20 protein-coding genes are annotated in these 19,418 nt (G+C 36.0%); 11 read left to right on the top strand and 9 right to left on the bottom strand.

Annotation, left to right across the window (positions count from 1 at the left end; all coding sequences use genetic code 11):
* Positions 1 to 3 precede the first annotated feature (3 nt).
* Positions 4 to 525: a 5-(carboxyamino)imidazole ribonucleotide mutase gene (gene purE, locus JK139_RS01520; RefSeq protein ID WP_218330424.1), complete on the top strand. Its 522-nt coding sequence runs from the start codon at positions 4 to 6 to the stop codon at positions 523 to 525.
* Here the strand turns inward: purE and bshC are convergent.
* Both bshC and rimO read right to left on the bottom strand, forming a co-directional pair.
* Positions 522 to 2,120, bottom strand: a complete 1,599-nt coding sequence (gene bshC, locus JK139_RS01515; RefSeq protein ID WP_218330423.1) for a bacillithiol biosynthesis cysteine-adding enzyme BshC — start codon at positions 2,118 to 2,120, stop codon at positions 522 to 524. The genes purE and bshC overlap by 4 nt on opposite strands.
* A gap of 66 nt (positions 2,121 to 2,186) precedes the next feature.
* On the bottom strand, positions 2,187 to 3,497 hold the full coding sequence (rimO, locus tag JK139_RS01510; protein WP_218330422.1) for a 30S ribosomal protein S12 methylthiotransferase RimO: 1,311 nt from the start codon (positions 3,495 to 3,497) through the stop codon (positions 2,187 to 2,189).
* Positions 3,498 to 3,663: 166 nt separating this feature from the next.
* On the opposite strand from rimO, the gene JK139_RS01505 reads away from it, so the two are divergent.
* A complete protein-coding gene (locus tag JK139_RS01505; protein WP_228733074.1) occupies positions 3,664 to 4,668 on the top strand; it encodes a class I SAM-dependent methyltransferase in 1,005 nt (334 codons plus the stop codon).
* A 95-nt stretch (positions 4,669 to 4,763) separates the two neighbouring features.
* Entirely contained in the window at positions 4,764 to 5,195 is a 432-nt protein-coding gene (locus tag JK139_RS01500; protein ID WP_218330421.1) for a hypothetical protein, read from the top strand.
* 30 nt (positions 5,196 to 5,225) lie between these two features.
* Here JK139_RS01500 and coaE read toward each other — a convergent pair whose 3' ends face one another.
* From coaE to JK139_RS01470, 6 genes are all read right to left on the bottom strand, one after another.
* Positions 5,226 to 5,822 carry a dephospho-CoA kinase gene (coaE, locus tag JK139_RS01495; RefSeq protein WP_218330420.1) on the bottom strand — a complete coding sequence of 199 codons (597 nt, stop codon included), beginning with the start codon at positions 5,820 to 5,822 and terminating at the stop codon, positions 5,226 to 5,228.
* 86 nt (positions 5,823 to 5,908) lie between these two features.
* On the bottom strand, positions 5,909 to 6,247 hold the full coding sequence (gene yajC / locus JK139_RS01490) for a preprotein translocase subunit YajC (RefSeq protein WP_068244790.1): 339 nt from the start codon (positions 6,245 to 6,247) through the stop codon (positions 5,909 to 5,911).
* 43 nt (positions 6,248 to 6,290) lie between these two features.
* The gene (locus tag JK139_RS01485; protein ID WP_218330419.1) at positions 6,291 to 6,740 is read right to left on the bottom strand and encodes a DUF1573 domain-containing protein; all 450 of its coding nucleotides are present in this window, start codon (positions 6,738 to 6,740) and stop codon (positions 6,291 to 6,293) included.
* Positions 6,741 to 6,753: 13 nt separating this feature from the next.
* A complete protein-coding gene (gene nusB, locus JK139_RS01480; RefSeq protein ID WP_218330418.1) occupies positions 6,754 to 7,683 on the bottom strand; it encodes a transcription antitermination factor NusB in 930 nt (309 codons plus the stop codon).
* A gap of 187 nt (positions 7,684 to 7,870) precedes the next feature.
* Positions 7,871 to 8,434 carry a globin family protein gene (locus JK139_RS01475; protein ID WP_218330417.1) on the bottom strand — a complete coding sequence of 188 codons (564 nt, stop codon included), beginning with the start codon at positions 8,432 to 8,434 and terminating at the stop codon, positions 7,871 to 7,873.
* 29 nt (positions 8,435 to 8,463) lie between these two features.
* The gene (locus tag JK139_RS01470; protein ID WP_218330416.1) at positions 8,464 to 8,883 is read right to left on the bottom strand and encodes a hypothetical protein; all 420 of its coding nucleotides are present in this window, start codon (positions 8,881 to 8,883) and stop codon (positions 8,464 to 8,466) included.
* Between the two features lie 290 nt (positions 8,884 to 9,173).
* On the opposite strand from JK139_RS01470, the gene JK139_RS01465 reads away from it, so the two are divergent.
* Together JK139_RS01465 and groL are read left to right on the top strand one after the other, a co-directional pair.
* The gene (locus JK139_RS01465) at positions 9,174 to 9,455 is read left to right on the top strand and encodes a co-chaperone GroES (RefSeq protein WP_068244777.1); all 282 of its coding nucleotides are present in this window, start codon (positions 9,174 to 9,176) and stop codon (positions 9,453 to 9,455) included.
* Positions 9,456 to 9,564: 109 nt separating this feature from the next.
* Positions 9,565 to 11,199 (top strand): chaperonin GroEL, encoded by a 1,635-nt coding sequence (groL, locus tag JK139_RS01460; protein WP_218330415.1) that lies wholly within the window; start codon positions 9,565 to 9,567, stop codon positions 11,197 to 11,199.
* Positions 11,200 to 11,407: 208 nt separating this feature from the next.
* On the opposite strand, the gene JK139_RS01455 is transcribed toward groL, so the two are convergent.
* The gene (locus JK139_RS01455; protein WP_262900153.1) at positions 11,408 to 11,872 is read right to left on the bottom strand and encodes a lysoplasmalogenase; all 465 of its coding nucleotides are present in this window, start codon (positions 11,870 to 11,872) and stop codon (positions 11,408 to 11,410) included.
* A 417-nt stretch (positions 11,873 to 12,289) separates the two neighbouring features.
* Between JK139_RS01455 and JK139_RS01450 the strand changes: the two genes are divergently transcribed.
* The 6 genes from JK139_RS01450 (at position 12,290) to JK139_RS01425 (ending at position 19,418) form a co-directional block, all read left to right on the top strand.
* Entirely contained in the window at positions 12,290 to 12,655 is a 366-nt protein-coding gene (locus tag JK139_RS01450; protein WP_218330413.1) for a hypothetical protein, read from the top strand.
* 10 nt (positions 12,656 to 12,665) lie between these two features.
* Complete coding sequence (locus JK139_RS01445) at positions 12,666 to 13,148, top strand: FKBP-type peptidyl-prolyl cis-trans isomerase (RefSeq protein WP_218330412.1); 483 nt, start codon at positions 12,666 to 12,668, stop codon at positions 13,146 to 13,148.
* Positions 13,149 to 13,246: 98 nt separating this feature from the next.
* Positions 13,247 to 16,345, top strand: a complete 3,099-nt coding sequence (gene secDF, locus JK139_RS01440) for a protein translocase subunit SecDF (protein WP_218330411.1) — start codon at positions 13,247 to 13,249, stop codon at positions 16,343 to 16,345.
* Positions 16,346 to 16,508: 163 nt separating this feature from the next.
* Positions 16,509 to 16,913 (top strand): hypothetical protein, encoded by a 405-nt coding sequence (locus tag JK139_RS01435; RefSeq protein WP_074418396.1) that lies wholly within the window; start codon positions 16,509 to 16,511, stop codon positions 16,911 to 16,913.
* 99 nt (positions 16,914 to 17,012) lie between these two features.
* The gene (locus JK139_RS01430; RefSeq protein ID WP_218330410.1) at positions 17,013 to 18,293 is read left to right on the top strand and encodes a TolC family protein; all 1,281 of its coding nucleotides are present in this window, start codon (positions 17,013 to 17,015) and stop codon (positions 18,291 to 18,293) included.
* Between the two features lie 18 nt (positions 18,294 to 18,311).
* Positions 18,312 to 19,418 (top strand): efflux RND transporter periplasmic adaptor subunit, encoded by a 1,107-nt coding sequence (locus JK139_RS01425; protein ID WP_074418394.1) that lies wholly within the window; start codon positions 18,312 to 18,314, stop codon positions 19,416 to 19,418.

Genomic DNA, 19,418 nt, shown 5'->3' with positions numbered 1-19,418 from the left:
GATATGGAAACAGGAAACATTAAAGTAGGTATTGTAATGGGAAGCGACAGCGATTTGCCCGTAATGCAGGCTGCTGCAGATATATTGACACAATTTAAAATTCCATTTGAATTAACCATTGTTTCGGCACACAGAACACCGCTGCGCATGGTTGAGTATGCACAAAAAGCAAAACAAAGGGGATTAAAAATTATTATTGCAGGCGCCGGCGGAGCTGCTCATTTACCCGGTATGCTGGCTGCCATTACGCCATTGCCGGTTATTGGCGTACCCATCAAATCATCTAACTCAATAGATGGGTGGGACTCTATTTTATCCATTCTCCAAATGCCCAACGGTGTGCCGGTAGCCACAGTTGCCTTAAATGCTGCAAAAAATGCCGGTATTTTGGCCGCAGAAATAATTGGTACTTTTGAACCCATTACAGGTACTTTGGTAGAACAATATAAAATTCAGTTAGAACAGGAAATAAAAGAAAAAATTTCTAAAATAAAATCAGACTGGGTAAATCAGTTTGATATTTAAGACATTGCAATAATGCCCATTTGCTGCCCAAATGATTTTGAAGCTGCATAAATATGATGAAATAATTCAGGGCCATGTTTTCCATATAATACAGAAAAATTCTCCACACGCTCCTGCAGATTATTATTAGGAAATAATTGTGTTTTAATGTTGGCAATTCGTTGCATATCAGTTGCATATTTTCGCCTTTCTGCTCTTGCCATCTTTTTCTCTAATTGTTCAATTTTTTCAATGGCCCGATGCTGTAATACCTGAACATGTGTAGTTAAAGCACTATCTGCTTTAGCAGCATGCGCCGAAATGAGCGCATAAATAGCTCTGATTTGCGCTATCTCATCATTTAATGATAAAGAATAATCGCTATGTCTTTTTGCATATTCATTTTGCAAATGCAATACCGGTTTAAATAAATCTTCTACACTAAATTGCAACGAACGCCATATTTCCAACTGACGTTCTTGTATTAAAACAAACGAATTGCGTAACAATAACATAGGATAAGGCACGCCTGCCGATTCAAAAACCCGCTTTAATTCTAACCAATAAGCCAATTCGCCACCGCCACCAATAAAAACAATATTGGGTAACACAGTTTCCTGAAATAACCCCCTTAAAATAACATTTCCACTAAATCGTTCGGGATGCTGCTGCAGTTCTTCCAATATGGCTTCTTTACTGAATTGCAAGCCGGCTTTTTTTACAACAAATACATTGTTTTCACATTCAATACGTTCCCGATAGGTATCCATCAAATAAAATAAATTAATGGTGCGCCCTTGCGTTTGAATGGGATAATGCTGCTGCATTTCGCGGATAGTAGCTTCCACTGCCTGATGCGAAAATTGTTCGGACAATTCTTTAATGATAACCGGTTCAAATACTTTTTTTAAACGGGCATTATCGGGTATTAATATCAGCAAACCAAAATTAGCAAATAAAGTATGCACCAGTTCCAAAGTAGCCTGCTGTATTGTTTTACCTAACGTATAAGCATTGGCGAATAAAGTGCTTAATTGCTTACCATGTGGCAATACATCAATTTGTCCTTTTATTTCCGCTATCAGTTGCAGAAAAGACTGATCTACCTTCATCCTGCCTACTGCACCTGTTTGTTTGGTTTGCCAGGTAAGTTGTTTCCCATCAATTGTAATTGTCCCTAATTCATCCAAATCAGCATCTTCACTACCCATATAATAAAATGGAATAAAATGATATTGGGGTAATTGTACTTTTAAATAATCAGCCAGCTGAATAGCATGTATAATTTTGTAAATAAAATACAATGGGCCGGTAAAAATATTGGGTTGGTGGGCCGTTGTAATGGTAAAGGTATTTTCACTCAGAATAGCCTGCAAGTTATTTTGCTGCAGAGTTGTAAGTGATAAACCTGCAGATTGTTCCACTAAAACATCATACAATAATTGGCGATGATTGATAGTTTGTTGCCGCGCCTGAATGGCTGCCTGAATGCCTTCTATTGAAACGGAGTGTCGATAAAAAGGGCTTAAACCTTCATGTTGTTGAACATACTCTACTGCAATTTTAGAAAAAAAACCGGTGGACTCAATAGGTAAATAACTATACTGTGCTTCCATGTATGAATACTTGTTACTATTTAAAAAAATTGATGAGGGCAAACTGCTCAATCATTCAAATTCATTTTACAACACCAGTTCCCCTTCTATATCATAATCATACGCTTTTGTAATACGTACGTTAACAAATTCTCCAACAGAAAGTTTTTGATCAGTTGCTATAATTACTTCATTATCCACTTCAACACTATCAAACTCTGTTCTGCCTATATAGCGGCCTGCTTCTTTTTTATCAATCAATACTTTAAATATCCACCCTACTTTTTCCTGATTTTTTTCCAGACTAATTTCCTGCTGCACTTCCATTATTTCCTGTGCTCTTCGTTGTTTTACTTCAGCAGGTATATTGTCTTCTAAAGTATAAGCGCCGGTATTTTCTTCATGGCTGTATGTAAAAATTCCAACTCTGTCAAAGCGGTGCTCTTCCAGAAAAGATTTCAGTTCTGTTACATCTTCTTCCGTTTCTCCCGGAAATCCGGCAATTAACGTTGTTCGCAAACAAATACCCGGTACTTCCTGCCGTATGGTTTTAATCAATGCACTCATTTCTTCTTTAGTGCTGTTTCGGCGCATGGCCTTTAGCATGTTATTGCTGGCATGCTGCAAGGGCATATCTAAATAATTGCAAATATTTTTCTTTTCACGCATTACAGCCAACACTTCCAACGGAAATTTATTGGGATATGCATAATGCAGCCGAATCCATTCCAACCCTTTCACATCGGCCAGTTGCTTCAGTAAAACATGCAATGAACGTTTTTTGTATATATCTAAGCCATAATAAGTTAACTCCTGCGCAATCAGCATAATTTCTTTAACACCTTTTTTAACCAAGGTTTCTGCTTCTGCAACAATGGCTTCAATGGGTTTGCTAACATGGCTGCCCCGCATAAGGGGTATGGCACAAAAAGCACAAGTTCTGTTACAGCCCTCACTAATTTTAAGATAGGCATAATGTTTTGGCGTACTTAATAAGCGTTCGCCCAATAATTCAGATTTGTAATCGGCACCTAATTGTTTTAAAATTAATGGCAGTTCCATGGTTCCAAACCAGGCGTCTACTTCGGGTATTTCTTTTTCCAAATCGTTTCTGTAACGTTCACTCAGGCAACCGGTTACATATACTTTGTCTAATTTTCCCCTGCGCTTTAATTCTACCTGATTTAAAATTGTATCAATACTTTCTTCTTTGGCTTTATCAATAAAACCGCAGGTATTTACCACCACAATATTATGGTTGGTTTTAGTATTTTCATGCACTACGGGAATAGCCTGGGCCGATAACTGCCCACTCAGCACCTCACTATCCACCAGATTTTTACTACACCCCAGCGTAATAATGTTGATTTTATTTTGTTTCAGTGTTTTTGACTTCATATTGGGCGCAAAGGTAGTTTTTATTCCAAAGCACTTCATGAAGAATCAGATAATTTGGTAGCCAGCTTTTGTAATGCTATTAAACACCGGTTGCGTCGCACACTGCAACGTTCCCATCATTATTCAACAACGCTGCCGTAGAAAAATTTCGGACAAATATTTGGCAATGCACTTAATTTTGGCCAATATGGATACCCCGAACGATCAGCCATTCAACCCCATTCTTTCACCTCAAAAAGCTGCAATGTTTGAAAACCGCTTGATGAAGGTTTTTAAACACAAATATAAAATTGCAAAAAAACAAAATATTACCTGCTGGCGAGTTTATGATCATGATTTACCTGAATTCCCTTTTTGTATTGACTTGTATGAGGATAAAGTGTATTTAGCCGAATACCAGCGCAGGCACCAGATGACAGAGGAGCAGCATACGGAATGGTTAGAGGCTTGTGTTGCTTTGATAAGCAAATATCTTGGGATAGCCAACGAAAATATTTACATTAAAGAACGCAAAAGAAAGGCCAACCGAAACAATCAATATGAAAAAACAGGCGATACCAAACAATATTTTACTGTTACAGAAAATGGGTTAAAATTTTTAGTAAACCTAACCGACTACTTAGATACCGGCTTGTTTTTAGACCACCGCATTACCCGCCAAATGGTTCGCAACGAGGCTGGTGACAAACGTGTTTTGAATTTATTTGCATATACCGGTTCTTTTTCAGTGTATGCGGCAGCAGGAAAAGCTGCAAGTGTTACAACGATTGATTTATCGAAAACATATTTACAATGGGCTCAGGATAACTTTTCGATTAACCGATTGAAAAATGCAGACGCATTTCATTTTATACATGCTGATGTAAAACAATACTTAAAAACTTTACCACCCAACAGTTTTGATTTGGTAATCATGGATCCGCCCACTTTTAGTAACAGCAAAAGAATGAAGGATATTTTAGATATACAACGTGATCATGTGGAGTTATTGAATGATGTGCTGACTGCATTACCCACAGGCGGTAAAATATATTTCAGCACCAATTTTACCCGATTTGTGATAGATAAGGACAATATTAAAGCAGCTGCTATTAAAGACATTACAAGAGCCACAACACCATTTGATTTTGAAGGGAAATTAAAAAGATGGTGTTACCTTATTGTAAAGTAAATGTATAGCTTAGCACATTTTAATTTTAAAAGCAGCGGCACATTCTTTAATTTTACAAAATAAACAGCATGTCAATCAATTTTAAAAATTAATGTATGGAGTACACATATCAACAAACCACACTCTCAAAACATTTATCAGTAGGCGTTTTGGCAGGTTATCTGTTAACAATTTTCAATCTGTTTTACGATTTTTTATTGCGTTCATTAACCAATTTTACTTATTCAGAAATTGTAAATGTTTCGTCAATCATATTCTCTTCCATGTTGTTTATGATTATTGCCAGTTTAATATACCATTTCTTGTTTGTAAATTTTAAAATGGCCGGTGCCGCTATTTATATGATTGGTTTTGGAGTATTAACCATTTTTCTTTTTATAGCTGCCAGCCATATTGGCAACAAGTTTGCAATTCCAATTTATAATGATGCATTTCGTATGCAGTTTATGGGTTATGCAGGAATAACAGGCGGATTTGCAACATTGGTCATTCCTTTTATTTCCCGGGCATTCAAATACATATTTTAAACAATCCAATTGGAACATTATACTTCTGAATTACACAGTTGTTTTTGCTAATGCTAAAAAATGGCTGTGTAATTTTATTATCTGTGGCAATAGTAGTTGTGTTTCATCGTTTTGCAGTACAAATTGGCAGCGTTTTAATTTTTCATTTTCATCCATTTGTTGATTCATCCGTGCCAGTACGGCAGATCTTGTGGTTTTATCTCTTTTCATTACCCTTGCAATTCTTAATTCCAAAGGGGCTGTAAGCCCAACCATATAGTCCATTTCCTTATCTGACCCCGATTCAAAAAACAAAGCAGCTTCTTTAATTACGTAGGCAGATTGCTGTTGTGCCATCCATTGTTGGGAAAAAGCAATGGTTGCCGGATGTACAATAGCATTTAGGGCATGTAACTTATTTTCATCCTTAAAAACAATTCCAGCTAAATAAGCTCTGTTTAATTTTCCATGCAGATACACTTCATTGCCAAAAACTTTACGAATGGCAGTAACAACTGTAATATCTTTCTCCATTAATTCCTTTGCAACAGTATCTGCATCCAACACGGGTATATCAAATACTTTAAAAATATTTGCAACGGTTGTCTTACCACTACCAATTCCTCCTGTTAACCCTATTTTAAGCATGGTTAAAATTAGTATTTCTCTTTTGATATAATTGCATAAAAAACCCGGCCATGTTTGCACAGCCGGGTTTTACTTACTTAAATTAATTATTTTTTTTCGGCAACTGCAGTTGCTTTATTCAGTGCTGCTGTCCATTCCATACTAATGGCAGATTTTTCAATTTTTAAATAGCTGCCCGGGTTTACTTCAATTTGCAGGGTACCATCTTCATTTACCTTGTTAACAGTGGCATGTATGCCGGCAAGTGTAACAATTTTATCCCCTTTTTGCAGATTATCGATAAATTTTTTTTGCTCTTTGGCTTTTTTTGCCTGCGGACGAATCATGAAAAAGTAAAATACGGCAATGATGGCAATCATTAAAAACAATTGAATAGATCCACCACCCTGCTGTGGATTACCGGCCATTAAAATAACATTGAACATGTGATTCTGTTTTATAATTGATTAAATAGATACAAAGTAATGGTTAATGGTTGGCAACACTATCTGCAATAACCTGCCCTTCAAAAAACAAATAATGTTCCGTTCCATTTTTGGTATTGGTATTGGCAATAACCGTTTTACGCACATTTCCCACCGGCACATGTTCACTGTTAAACGCTGCTTCAATTAACCCTTCAGAACCCGGCATTATGGGATGTTCTGTATAACTGGTTACTGTACAACCGCATTCAGACCTTACATTCACCAATATTAATGGTTCATTACCGGTATTTTTACACCGAAAACGCACCGTAATATGTTCACCTTTAGGTATACCGCCAAACTGAACCGTGCTATCTAACCATTTTACCGTTGTATAATGAGCAGTATCTAATGCTGCTTTCATATCGGTATTCGCTTCTTTATGATGCGTACTGCAGGCGAATATAGCAAAGAACAATAAGGTTATAGTAACTAATGGGAATAATTTCATAGCTGCAAATGTATTATTGCCCGGATTTAAATTCTACTTTTTCAATTTTACCTACAAACACCAGCTCTTTGTGAATAGAATCTAAAATGCCATTTACAAAATGGCCGCTTTGCGGCGTACTATATTCTTTTGCAATATCAATGTACTCATTAATGGTTACTTTGGTTGGAATGGTTTCAAAATAAAGAAATTCACATACACCCAAACGCATAATAATCATATCTAATAATGCAATTCTTTCTGCATCCCAATTATTTAATTTGGGTTTAATGATGCTCAATGTAAAATCTTTTTTTTCTATGGCTGTCATCAGCAAATCTTTGGCAAATTTCCATTTATCTTCTGATAATAATTGCGGAAAATTGCTTGCCGCCGGTTTTTGAATGATTTCTGTAATGAATTGCATCATCATATCGCCATCATCCTGCCAATTGGGGAAATAATCCTCTACATGTGCTTCAAAATCTTCATTCGGTAAAATGAACTGATTAAAAATATAGAGTAAAATGGCTTTTTCCTTCTTTAAATCGCGACCTTGTTCCAGAATATAGGTTTTATACTCTGAAGAGACGATCATATTCTGATAAATTTTCTTTACCAGTTCCCTGTCAATCATTTTATCTGGTTGATTGGATTTGATGGCCTCCTGAATGGCTGGTAATTCTAAAATATTCCACAGGATTTGATTTCCTGCAATTTTAGTATTGACATTCAAATCTTCAAAACTGGTAATATTTTTACTGGCTTTTAAACGAGCATCCTGCTCTGCATACTTTGCAACTTCGGTTAAAAAATAAAGCAGGTAAACAAAGAGTTCGCCGGTTTTTTTAAAATTATTTTCAAGTTGTTGTACCGGATTTTTAAAGCACTCAGGATCTTTTGCACTCTCAATAATGTAGAGTAACTGCATTACTTTAACACGTATATTTCGTCTGCTAATCATTGCTGAAAGAACTGTTTTAGTGGCAGCAAAAGTAATGGTTTATACGTAGTTTCCAAATGTGATTGAGTAACAGATGTACACTTTTACAATATTACAATATAGGTATAAAAAAAGTCCGCTATTATCCTTCCCCGGAAATAGCGAACTTACCTCGCAAAATTTACATAACTATAGTACCAACTATGTTTTATGCCTGCACCACTTGCGAACGCAGTGAATTAATAATGGTACCTAATCTTGCAATCAAATAATCGGGTAATCCATTTTTCTTGGCTGCCACAACCACATCCTTAATAAATGAATCAAAATCATCGTTCATTGCTTTGCCATTCATACGTGGATTGGTGGCAGGATTATGGGCAGATACCATATCTTTCCCACCATAAGTAAAGTTTTTAGCACCGGTGCCTACACAGAAAAAATCAGTTAAATTCTTGCTCAAAGCCTTAAATCCACTCAAATTTCCGGATGAAACTTCCTGTAACAACACTTTAAAGTAGACATTAATGTTTGTATCGGCAGCAATTACAAAAATGGCGCTATCAACTACCGAACGAATACCCAAACGCCCTTTTTCAATCATGGCACCCTGAACTGCCGGATCAGGTACCATTGTTGTTCCACCTAATGAATCATATAAAGTTTTTGTCATCATAGGCGGTGTGGTGTCACTTTTTTTACACGAACTGCCCAATAAAGCGATGGCTGCAAAAAATGCGGTTACCAGAAATACGGTTTGTACTTTTTTCATTGTGTTGAATTTTTATTGTTTAAGAATGATTAAAAAACAGATTGAACCATTTGCACCAGCTTTTTCTCAGTTGAATTAGGCAATACCGGACAACCGGAAGCCATTTCTTCCGAAGAAGGTAAATAACGGCTGGCCGGTAGTGCCATTGATTTTGATAATTGCGCCGTTAATTGAGTGGCATTTATTTGAGCAGGATAAAAGGTAAACACTGCAATCCTGGTTTTAGTATTACATAAAACATGTGAAACCCCTTTTTGGGCATACAACCACTCGGTAATGGCGGCACCTTGTTGATCGGTTAATGGCGTTTTAAAATCTATCCGCGCCATTGCAATGCTGTTTACATCTATTTTTTGGGGCCGGGTCACCCAATAAATGTGAACAAATAAAACAACCACTAAAACAGAAAGGGTAATGGCCCCTATACGAAGTATTTTTGTTGTTTTCATAAATGACAGTTTAATGACACTTACGAATTGTGATTTCATTTGGATTGAAAAAAAGTTTTTTTTCTTTTATCCGGGCAGTCGATAATAAATGGGTTAGGGCGTGAAATTTTGACACTTAGTTTATTTCATGAAGGTTACTTAACCAAAGATTGCTGCCAAGCTGGGAAATTTACTGAAAAGAAAATAGGCAAAGTCTGCAAATTTGACTTGTTATGTCGCGGTGGCATAAAAATAGCAAGTAACGTTTCATTAAAATCAGTTTTCTTTTAACAACTAAAAATCTATAACGTATGGCTAAAAAAGTAAACGTTACTCCACTACATGACAGGGTAATTGTTAAGCCTGCTGCGGCAGAAGAAAAAACAGCAGGTGGAATTATCATTCCTGATACTGCAAAAGAAAAACCCCAAAAAGGAACTATTGTTGCTGCCGGGGCCGGTAAAAAAGATGAACCTTTAACCGTAAAAGTAGGCGATACCGTTTTATATGGTAAATATGCCGGAACTGAAATTCAAATTGAAGGAGAAGATTTATTAATTATGCGGGAAAGCGATATTTTGGCGATAGTTTAATCCATCAGCCATTCAAACATGCTTACCGAATGATGCATTAATTGCGAATCTTAGCCTTTTCCGAAAAAATATTCAAACAAAATATTTCCAAACTTTTAAAAAATAAAAGATGGCAAAACAAATTTTCTTCGACATTGAAGCAAGAAATAAAATGAAAAAAGGTGTTGATGTATTAGCCAACGCCGTAAAAGTAACATTAGGCCCTAAAGGCAGAAATGTTGTAATTGAGAAAAAATTCGGTGCACCTCAGGTAACTAAAGATGGTGTTACTGTTGCAAAAGAAATTGAATTAGAAGACCCTATTGAAAATATGGGTGCACAAATGGTAAAAGAAGTAGCTTCCAAAACCGCCGATCAGGCCGGTGATGGTACTACTACCGCTACCGTTTTGGCACAAGCGATTATTAGTGAAGGTTTAAAAATGGTTGCATCCGGTGCCAATCCAATGGATTTAAAACGTGGTATTGATAAAGCTGTTAGCTTAGTGGTTGAAAACCTGAAAGCACAAAGCCAAACTGTTGGAAACGATTCTAAAAAAATACAACAGGTGGCTACCATTTCTGCCAATAACGATGAAACCATCGGTAAATTAATTGCAGAAGCATTCTTAAAAGTAGGTAAAGAAGGTGTTATTACCGTTGAAGAAGCCAAAGGAACCGATACTACAGTTGATGTTGTAGAAGGTATGCAATTCGATCGTGGCTACATCTCTCCTTATTTTGTTACCAACAGCGAAAAAATGGAAGCAGAATTGCAAAATCCTTACATATTAATATATGATAAGAAAATTTCTGCCATGAAAGATATTTTGCACATACTTGAAAAAGTTGCGCAAAGTGGCCGTCCGTTATTAATAATTGCAGAGGATTTAGAAGGGGAAGCATTGGCTACATTGGTGGTGAACAAATTGCGTGGTACCATTAAAGTGGCTGCTGTAAAAGCTCCCGGATTTGGCGACAGAAGAAAAGAAATGTTGAACGATATTGCTATTTTAACTGCAGGTACTGTAGTAAGCGAAGAACAAGGATTTAAATTAGAAAATGCTGATTTAAGTTACTTAGGACAGGCTGCTTCTGTTACCATCGACAAAGACAATACTACTATTGTTGGCGGAAAAGGTAAAAAGCAAGATATAACCGCAAGAGTGAATCAAATTAAAGCACAAATTGAAAATACTACCTCTGATTACGACAGAGAAAAACTGCAGGAACGTTTGGCTAAATTAGCCGGGGGTGTTGCAGTATTGTATGTCGGCGCAGCTACCGAGGTGGAAATGAAAGAAAAGAAAGACCGTGTGGATGATGCTTTACATGCTACAAGAGCAGCCGTTGAAGAAGGTATTGTTCCCGGCGGTGGTGTTGCTTACATCCGCGCCATTGAGGTATTGGAAAACAAAATTAAAGGCCAAATTGCTGATGAACAAACCGGTATGGCCATTATTCGCCGTGCTTTGGAAGAACCCATCCGCATCTTAACTACCAATACCGGTGTTGACGGTTCAATTGTAGTGCAAAAAATTAAAGAAGGCAAAGGTGATTTTGGTTTCAATGCCAGAACAGAACAATACGAAAACCTGTTTAAAGCCGGCGTTATTGATCCTACAAAAGTTAGCCGCGTAGCTTTAGAAAATGCCGCATCTATTGCAGGTATGTTCTTAACTACCGAATGTGTAATTGCCGACAAACCAAAACCTGAGGCACCTGCAGCACATCCTGCACCCGATATGGGCGGAATGGGTTACTAATCCTTCTAACCATACAACATATAAAAATCCCGAAACGAATAGTCATTATTTTTTTCGGGATTTTTTTCCAATCAATCCCTTTATTGTTTCATGACAAAACAGTTGAACTATGAAATGGATACAATTGTGGAAAAAAGTTTTGGATTATTTTTTACTCAAGAAAGATGATGACTTTAACAATCCTTACCTCATTTTATGAGGTATTTTTTTATCCCCTAAAATAACGGGTAAACCCATCTGCCAATAAACCCAGCGCATAACCATAACTTACCATTACTACTACACCAAGAAAAGATACATCAGAATATAAAATCATTTTTAATGCCAGTACCGAATCAAAAATCATGAACAATGCAGCGCCGGGTATAAAAAAATTAATGACTAAATTTTTCTTACTTCTACTACTTAATAAATTAACCGTACTAACAGCCATTGTACTAATTATCAACATATATATTAGTATAGGCCATTTCATGCCTCCTAAATTGGCACCAATAAAGCGAAAGACTAAATAATTCCAACAAAACAAAATAGCCACACCAATAAATGCTTCCTGGCTATGTTTTAGTTCAGGCTGGTGCATTCTTAAAAAAGTAATGATGAAAAAAATGAGTGCAACAATAAATGCCACCATTCCGAAAATAAAGAAAAGGGTTTCTTTCCCCATTAACAAAATATCGCCTATTCAGGCAAATACGAACGCTAAAAACACAATGTTTTAGTATGTTTAAACAAATTATGTTTTGCGTTTAAAAAATAAAAAAAAGCAAAATGGGTATTAACAAGGGTTTAGTAAATATCCGCAATTGCTCTTTTTCTGTATGAATGAGGTAACAATCGGCCAATAAAAAAAACCAGAATACCAATATGCCATGCTTTTTAAGTAAGCGCATGCAGTTAATTTTAAGTGTATGCTACGAAAATAAGCCGATTCAGGAATATAATTTCTGTTTTAAAAAAATGTATGCTAAAAGTAAAGTAATGTCAGGTAGATACAATATGTAATACCTGATTTTGACATTTTAACCCAAAAAATCGATTTTTTATACCATAGCAGCAATTTTGAAAGCTTAAATATTACATTTGCGACATGTTAACCGAGGAGGAAGAAAAATTTATTGCTTATTGGTCTGCTAACGGGGAGAAGCAAAAAACCAGCGTCCGCACATTATTGAAAGGATTTTCATCAGGAATCAGTCTGGGTGCAGGCATCATTTTGCTGATAGCTGCCGGATGGTATGAACGTGCAGATATGGAAGCGCATACCAAACTAAATCCATTTTTTTTATTGTTGATCATTCTCATCATTTCAATAGTTATGGCTTTTTTGTACAGGAATTACCGATGGGAAATGAACCAGCAGCATTATTTAGAATTACTATCCAAAAAACGAAAACTTGAAAAAAACAATACAACAACTGGTTCTAACAACCCAAACAATTCTACTCATTCATAAAAAAACAATGATGGTGAAGCAACTGTTAACAGCCGCTTTTATTTCAGTAATCTTTTTTTCTGCCTGTTCAAAATCCAATTCCGGTGGAGGTGCTCCTTGCCAGTCAGCAACGGTAGCTTCAGAAAAAAATGCCATGGTAGCCTTTTGTGTGGCCAATGGCGTTACCTACCAAACTGATACCAGTGGCATTTTATATCAAATTATCACATCAGGAACAGGCGCAACCCCTTCACTCAATTCAAAAATATATATAACATATACCGGAAAATTATTAAATGGTACCACCTTCGATATGCAGCCCAATGCCAGTCAAACAGGATGGAATTTGTATTCACTGATTCAGGGCTGGCAAATTGCCATTCCGCTGATTAAGAAAGGAGGCGAAATTAAAATGGTTATTCCTTCTGCTTTGGCTTACGGATGTATTGGCAGTGGCCCGATACCCCCCAATGCGCCGCTATTTTTTGATGTGAATCTGGTGGATGTACAATAATTTTTTTTAAACAATTTTACTGTTGTTAATTTCTAATTAAATATCATTTTCATTCCCCTATCTTTGCCCACTCTAAAATTTTATAAACCCTTACTAGTATGCAACTGAAAGGTTTAGTGCGATTTTTTACGATTGCTCTTATTTTAATTTGTATTTACCAGCTCTCTTTTACATGGATTGTAAAGAGCCACGAAAGTGCCATGGAAGCCAAGGCCGAAAAATATGTACAGGCCTACCCTGCCCCATCAGTAAAATATCCTGATAATACTAACTTGCGGGATTTGTATGCCGATACTTTAAAACAGTTAAAAGAAGCTGAATACAAAAGGTTATTGGACAGTACCCAAGATTTTAAAATTGGGCCATTCGGTTTAACAACCTACCGCAGCGCAAAAGATAAAGAACTATTATTGGGTCTTGATTTGCAGGGAGGTATGAGTGTTACTTTAGAAGTACAGTTAGATGCTTTAATCAAATCGTTGGCCGATTATACCAAAGACCCACAATTTAATCAGGCTTTAGCAGCTGCAGTCAATAAAAAAGCAAATAGTGGAGCAGATTTAATTACCCTGTTTATTGATGAATACAAAAAAATTAATCCCAATGCACAGTTGGCACCATTCTTTGTAGCCAGAAGTAATGGCAAATTAAAATACAACACATCTAATGATGATGTTACCAATTATTTAAGAGAACAGGCTACTGCTGCTTTTAATAACACATTACGGGTTTTAAGAACACGTATTGATAAATTTGGGGTTTCTTCTCCCAATATCAACCCCGATCCTGCAAAAGGGATTATCAATGTAGAATTGGCCGGCATTACCGATCCGGAAAGGGTTAGAAATTACCTGCAATCTACTGCCAACTTACAATTCTTTGAAGTGTATACCGCCGAAAATTCGGAGTTAGTGAATGGTTTATTAAGTGCAGACAAAGCTTTACAGGATTATTTAAATGGCATCAAAGCTACTGATACTGCAAAAGCAAAATCGGAAACTGCACCTGTAGCAAAAACATCAGAAAAAACAGATACAACACAAACCGCTACATTATCGCAATTATCATCTGCTTCAAATAGCAATACCACTACAACCGATTCTACCACATTCAAAAACAATGAAAATCCGTTAAGAAGGTTGTTGTTACCCGGCCCTCAACCCTATCGTAATGCTACCGGCAAAGTAGTATATCCGGGTGTTATTGCCATGATTCAGGTAAAAGATACAGGCACGTTTAACAGGTACATCAATATGGATATTGTGAAAAGCAAATTTCCATCTAACCTCGTATTCATGTATGGTAAACCCGATAATACCAGTGATGATCCTAAGGCAAAAAATTTCCTGAATCTATATGCTATCAAAACTTTAGACAACGGACAGGCTGAATTAGAAGGTGAGCATGTTACCAACGCACGTCAGGATAATGATGAAAGAGGCCGTGTGGTAATCAGCATGTCAATGGATAATGTGGGTACCAATATCTGGGCAAAAATGACTGCCAGAAATATTGACAAACCTATCGCTATTGTATTAGATAATTTTGTTTACTCTGCACCCAATGTAAATGATGCTATTACAACCGGTAATTCACAAATTTCCGGCAACTACACTGTTAAAGAAGCACAGGATCTTGCAGAAATATTAACCAGTGGTAAATTAACTGCTCCGGCAAAAATTGTACAGGAGCAAATTGTTGGGCCTACTTTGGGAAGTGCAGCCATTAAAGGTGGTGCTTTGGCATTCTTTATCGCCTTCCTGGTTATATTCTCTTTAATGCTTATTTATTATAACAATGGTGGTTGGGTAGCCAATATTGCATTAATCCTAAACTTACTATTTACCATAGGTATATTGAGTGCATTAGGATTTACACTTACCGCAGCCGGTATAGCAGGTTTGGTATTAACGGTGGGTATGGCGGTAGATACGAACGTTATTATATTTGAAAGAATTAAAGAAGAACTTACCAAGGGTAAAAGCTATCAAAATGCAATTAACGACGGTTATAAACGTTCATTGGCACCTGTATTAGATGCCCACGTAACTACTTTGTTAACCGCTATTATTTTGGCTTATTTTGGATTGGGTCCTGTGTTAGGATTTGCTACCACACAAATTATCGGTATTTTATTATCACTGTTCTGTGGTATTCTGGTTTCCAGAATGATTACCGATATATACATGACCAGGAAGCGCCACTTTAACTATTTCACTGCCATCTCCAGAAAAATATTTAAACATTCTGCATTCAAATTTATTGAGTATAGAAAAATTACTTATATCATTTCTGCCATTGTATTTACCTTGGGAATTGCCTCTTATTTCAATGGTTTTGATGAAGGCGTTGAATTTGAAGGGGGTCGTAGCTATACCGTTAAGTTCGATAAACCGGTAAACCAGCAAAAATTAGCCGATGAATTGCGTCCTGTTTTGGGTGGTGAATTGCCGATTATTAAAACAGTTGGAACCAATAATCAGTTAAATATTACAACAGCTTATCTGATTAAAGAATCAAAACCCAATACTGATTCAATTATAGAACATACTATATTTGAAGGATTGAAGAATTATTTACCGGCCGGTACTACTTTCTACGATTTTGATAAAAAATACAAGCAAAGTTCTCAAACTGTTCAGCCTTCTATCTCAGATGATTTGAAAGCAGGTGCCAAAAAAGCAACCATCATTGCAGTGATTATTATATGTTTGTATATTTTCATCCGTTTTAGAGACTGGAGATATTCGCTGGGTACTATTTTCTCTTTAATGCATGATGTATGCGTTACTTTAGCTGTTTTCTCTTTCTTTAGAAAAATTGTACCATTCCCATTAGAAATTGATCAGCATTTTATTGCGGCCATCTTAACCGTAATTGGTTTCTCTATGAACGATACCGTAATTGTGTTCGACAGAATCAGGGAAAACAGTCACTTAATGAAAGGGGCCACAAAAGGAGCCATTATCAATAAATCAATTAATGATACATTGAGTCGTACCATTATGACATCATTAACCGTATTTCTCACCTTGTTAATATTATTCATATTTGGTGGTGAGGTTACCCGCGGATTTTCTTTCGCAATGTTAATTGGTGTAATTACCGGTACTTACTCTTCCATATTTGTTGCCGCACCTATATTGGTTGATATGGCAAAAGATAAACCACTGGGCGATTCTTCTGAAAAGAAATAATTGCAACATCAATATATTCAATTTAAAAACCTGTTGTACCCATGCAACAGGTTTTTTATATAATCAGTTGTAGAAGTAAAGCAGCCTAAATGTTCTACGTTAAAAGATTATTAAAGTATGCTCATATAATCGAATAGCCTGTATTATAATTAAATTTGCAATCGTGGATGTATTATTTAAAAATAGAATAAAAAATATTGTAGCAAAATTCCTCTTATTGGTAGTAGCCCTACAGGTTCTAAATTTCAGTATGGACTCTATCGACTTTCATCCGCATAAACACAGAAATACCATCAGCGACTTCAATTATTTAAATTCAATGGTAGAATATTTCGATGAAATTATTTTAGGCAATAAAGATGCCTTCCCGGAATATTGTAAACATAATGCAAGAGAATCACAAAACATCAAACATTTTGATGTAAAAATTTGCCAGCAACTACCTGTTAAATTAATTCCGCTTCAATATGTGAAGGATAATACTTACCGTAGAAGCAGAAATGAATTTTTTACTTTACTGATCATCCGCGAAATCACACCGCCTCCTCCAAAGCCATTCATAGCATAAAATTATTTTTACAATTATGGTGTGTATTTGGTTAAAATATTGGCAAATGCTTAGTATTTTAACGGATATAATTTATTCATAGAATATTACAGGTTGTATATGCAAAAACTAAAAACGATTTTTTTGTTTGGAGTAATATTGCTTTGTTCCCGTATTGCAATGGCACAATGGCAACCTCCCACTAGTGATACTGTTCATTTAAGTATAGATAGTGCTGAAAGTATCTTCTTGCAAAATAATTTGCTGCTTTTAGCCCAACGCTATAATGTAAATGCACAAAAGGCATTAATTATACAGGCCAAACTGTATCCCAATCCAAATATCAATATTTCGCAAATGATGCTGCAGCCGGTTTCAAAAAAAGTGCTGCCCTTTGGTTCGGAAGGCGAAATTCAGGCTACACTTTCACAAATGATTATTTTGGCCGGCAAAAGAAATAAGCAAATTAAACTGGCCGAAACCAATGCCAAATTGGCTGAATATCAGTTTTATGATTTAATGCGCACCTTGCGGTATACACTAAGAACCGATTTTTATAATATTTATTATTTAACGCAATCCTCTAAAGTATACCAACAGGAAATTCAATCGCTGCAGCAAGTGGTAAAAGCCTTTGAAGAACAGCAATCAAAGGGATATATTGCCGAAAAAGAAGTAGTTAGAATTAAAGCGCAATTGTACAGCTTAGAAAGCGAATACAACGATTTAATCAATCAAATTAATGATACAGAAAGTGAATTGCGGCTGGTATTGCAGTTAAAAGACAGTTTTATACAACCAGAAGTTAATGAAACCAAACTGGCAAAAATCAGCCCTGCCAAATATCCTATTGCAATATTAATCGATTCAGCTTATCAGGCCAGAACCGATTTAAAAATTGCAAAAGCTTACACAGACATGAATAAACAAAATTACGAACTTCAAAAAGCCTTAGCAGTGCCCGATCTTACCCTTCAATTAGGATACGACCAGCAAGGCAACTATATTCAAAACTTTAACAATATAGGTTTTGGTATAGATATCCCAATTTTTAACAGAAACCAGGGTAATATTAAATCGGCCAAATCGATGATTGATTACAGTGCCACTACCCAGAAAAGTGCTGAAGCAAGTATTGAAGCGCAAATATATCGGGCTTTGCAAAAGGCTTACGACAATACGGCATTGTACCAAAAAATAGATCCTGCTTTTGGAAAAGATTTTGACCGGTTGAAGGAAGAAGTTTTATCGAATTACAAAAAACGAAACATCAGCCTGCTCGATTTTTTAGATTTTTATGATGCCTATAAACAAAATACATTACAAATAAATTCTATTAAATTCAACCGCATCAGCGCATTTGAAGATTTAAATTATTATACCGGAACATCACTTTATTAAACCCTGAATTATTGATTTATGAAGCATATTTTTAAAAATAAATGGGTATTGCCCGCATTTATTATTGCAATTACTGCATGCAGCATGAGTGCCTGTAAAGATGAAACAGCAAAAAAAGAAACGAGGCTACAATATGTAATTCCCGACTCGTTATTGAAAACATTGAAAATAGATACTGTACAAAAATGTCCGCTCGTTGAAGCATTAACATTAACCGGAACAGTAGATTTTAATCAAGATAAGCAGGTAAATATCTATCCGTTGGTGAGTGGTAATGTGGAAGATGTAAAAGTACAGTTAGGCGATTATGTACAAAAAGGCCAGGTATTGGCTATTGTAAAAAGTAGCGAAATGGCCGGTTACAGTAATAGTTTAGTAAATGCAGAAACAAATCTGGCAGTTGCCAAGAAAAATTTAGATGCACAGCGCGACTTGTTTAAAAGCGGACTTGCTTCGCAATTGGATGTGAATGCTGCCGAAGCAGCTTACCAGCAGGCAGTTGCCCAATTAGAAATGGTGAATAGGATTTTAAAAATTAATGGCAACAATACACAGGGTAATTATGTGATTAAAGCACCTATCAGTGGTTTTATTGTTCAAAAAAATATTACCAACAATACAGCTATCAGAACTGATAATGGTAATAATCTTTTCACCATTTCTGATTTGAAAGATGTATGGATTTATGCCAATGTATATGAATCAAACATCAGTAAAATTCATCTGGGCGATCCCGTTGACGTTACTACCATATCCTATCCCAACAGAATTTTTAAAGGAAAGGTTGATAAAATGATGAATGTATTAGACCCGGCCAATAAAGTAATGAAAGTTAAAGTAGTATTGCCAAATAATGATTATGCATTAAAACCCCAAATGTTTGCAAGTATTTTAATTACCAATAAAGAAAATAAACAAGCCATTTGTGTTTCATCCAAAGCATTGGTATTTGATAACAGCAGGTATTATGTGCTAAAGTATCAGGGTAACGGTGTAGCCGTGATTACACCTGTAGAAGTAATTAATACGATTGGAGATAAAACTTATATCGCTTCGGGTATTGAAGTGGGAGATCGCATTATTGCATCGCAGGCCATTTTAATTTACGATACCCTAAACAATTAG

The sequence above is a fragment of the Hydrotalea lipotrueae genome (assembly GCF_019249625.1).
In the GTDB taxonomy this organism is placed as follows: Bacteria; Bacteroidota; Bacteroidia; order Chitinophagales; family Chitinophagaceae; genus Hydrotalea; species Hydrotalea flava.
The sequence above is the reverse complement of the archived record's forward strand: the minus strand, read 5'-3'. Positions and strand labels throughout refer to the sequence as shown.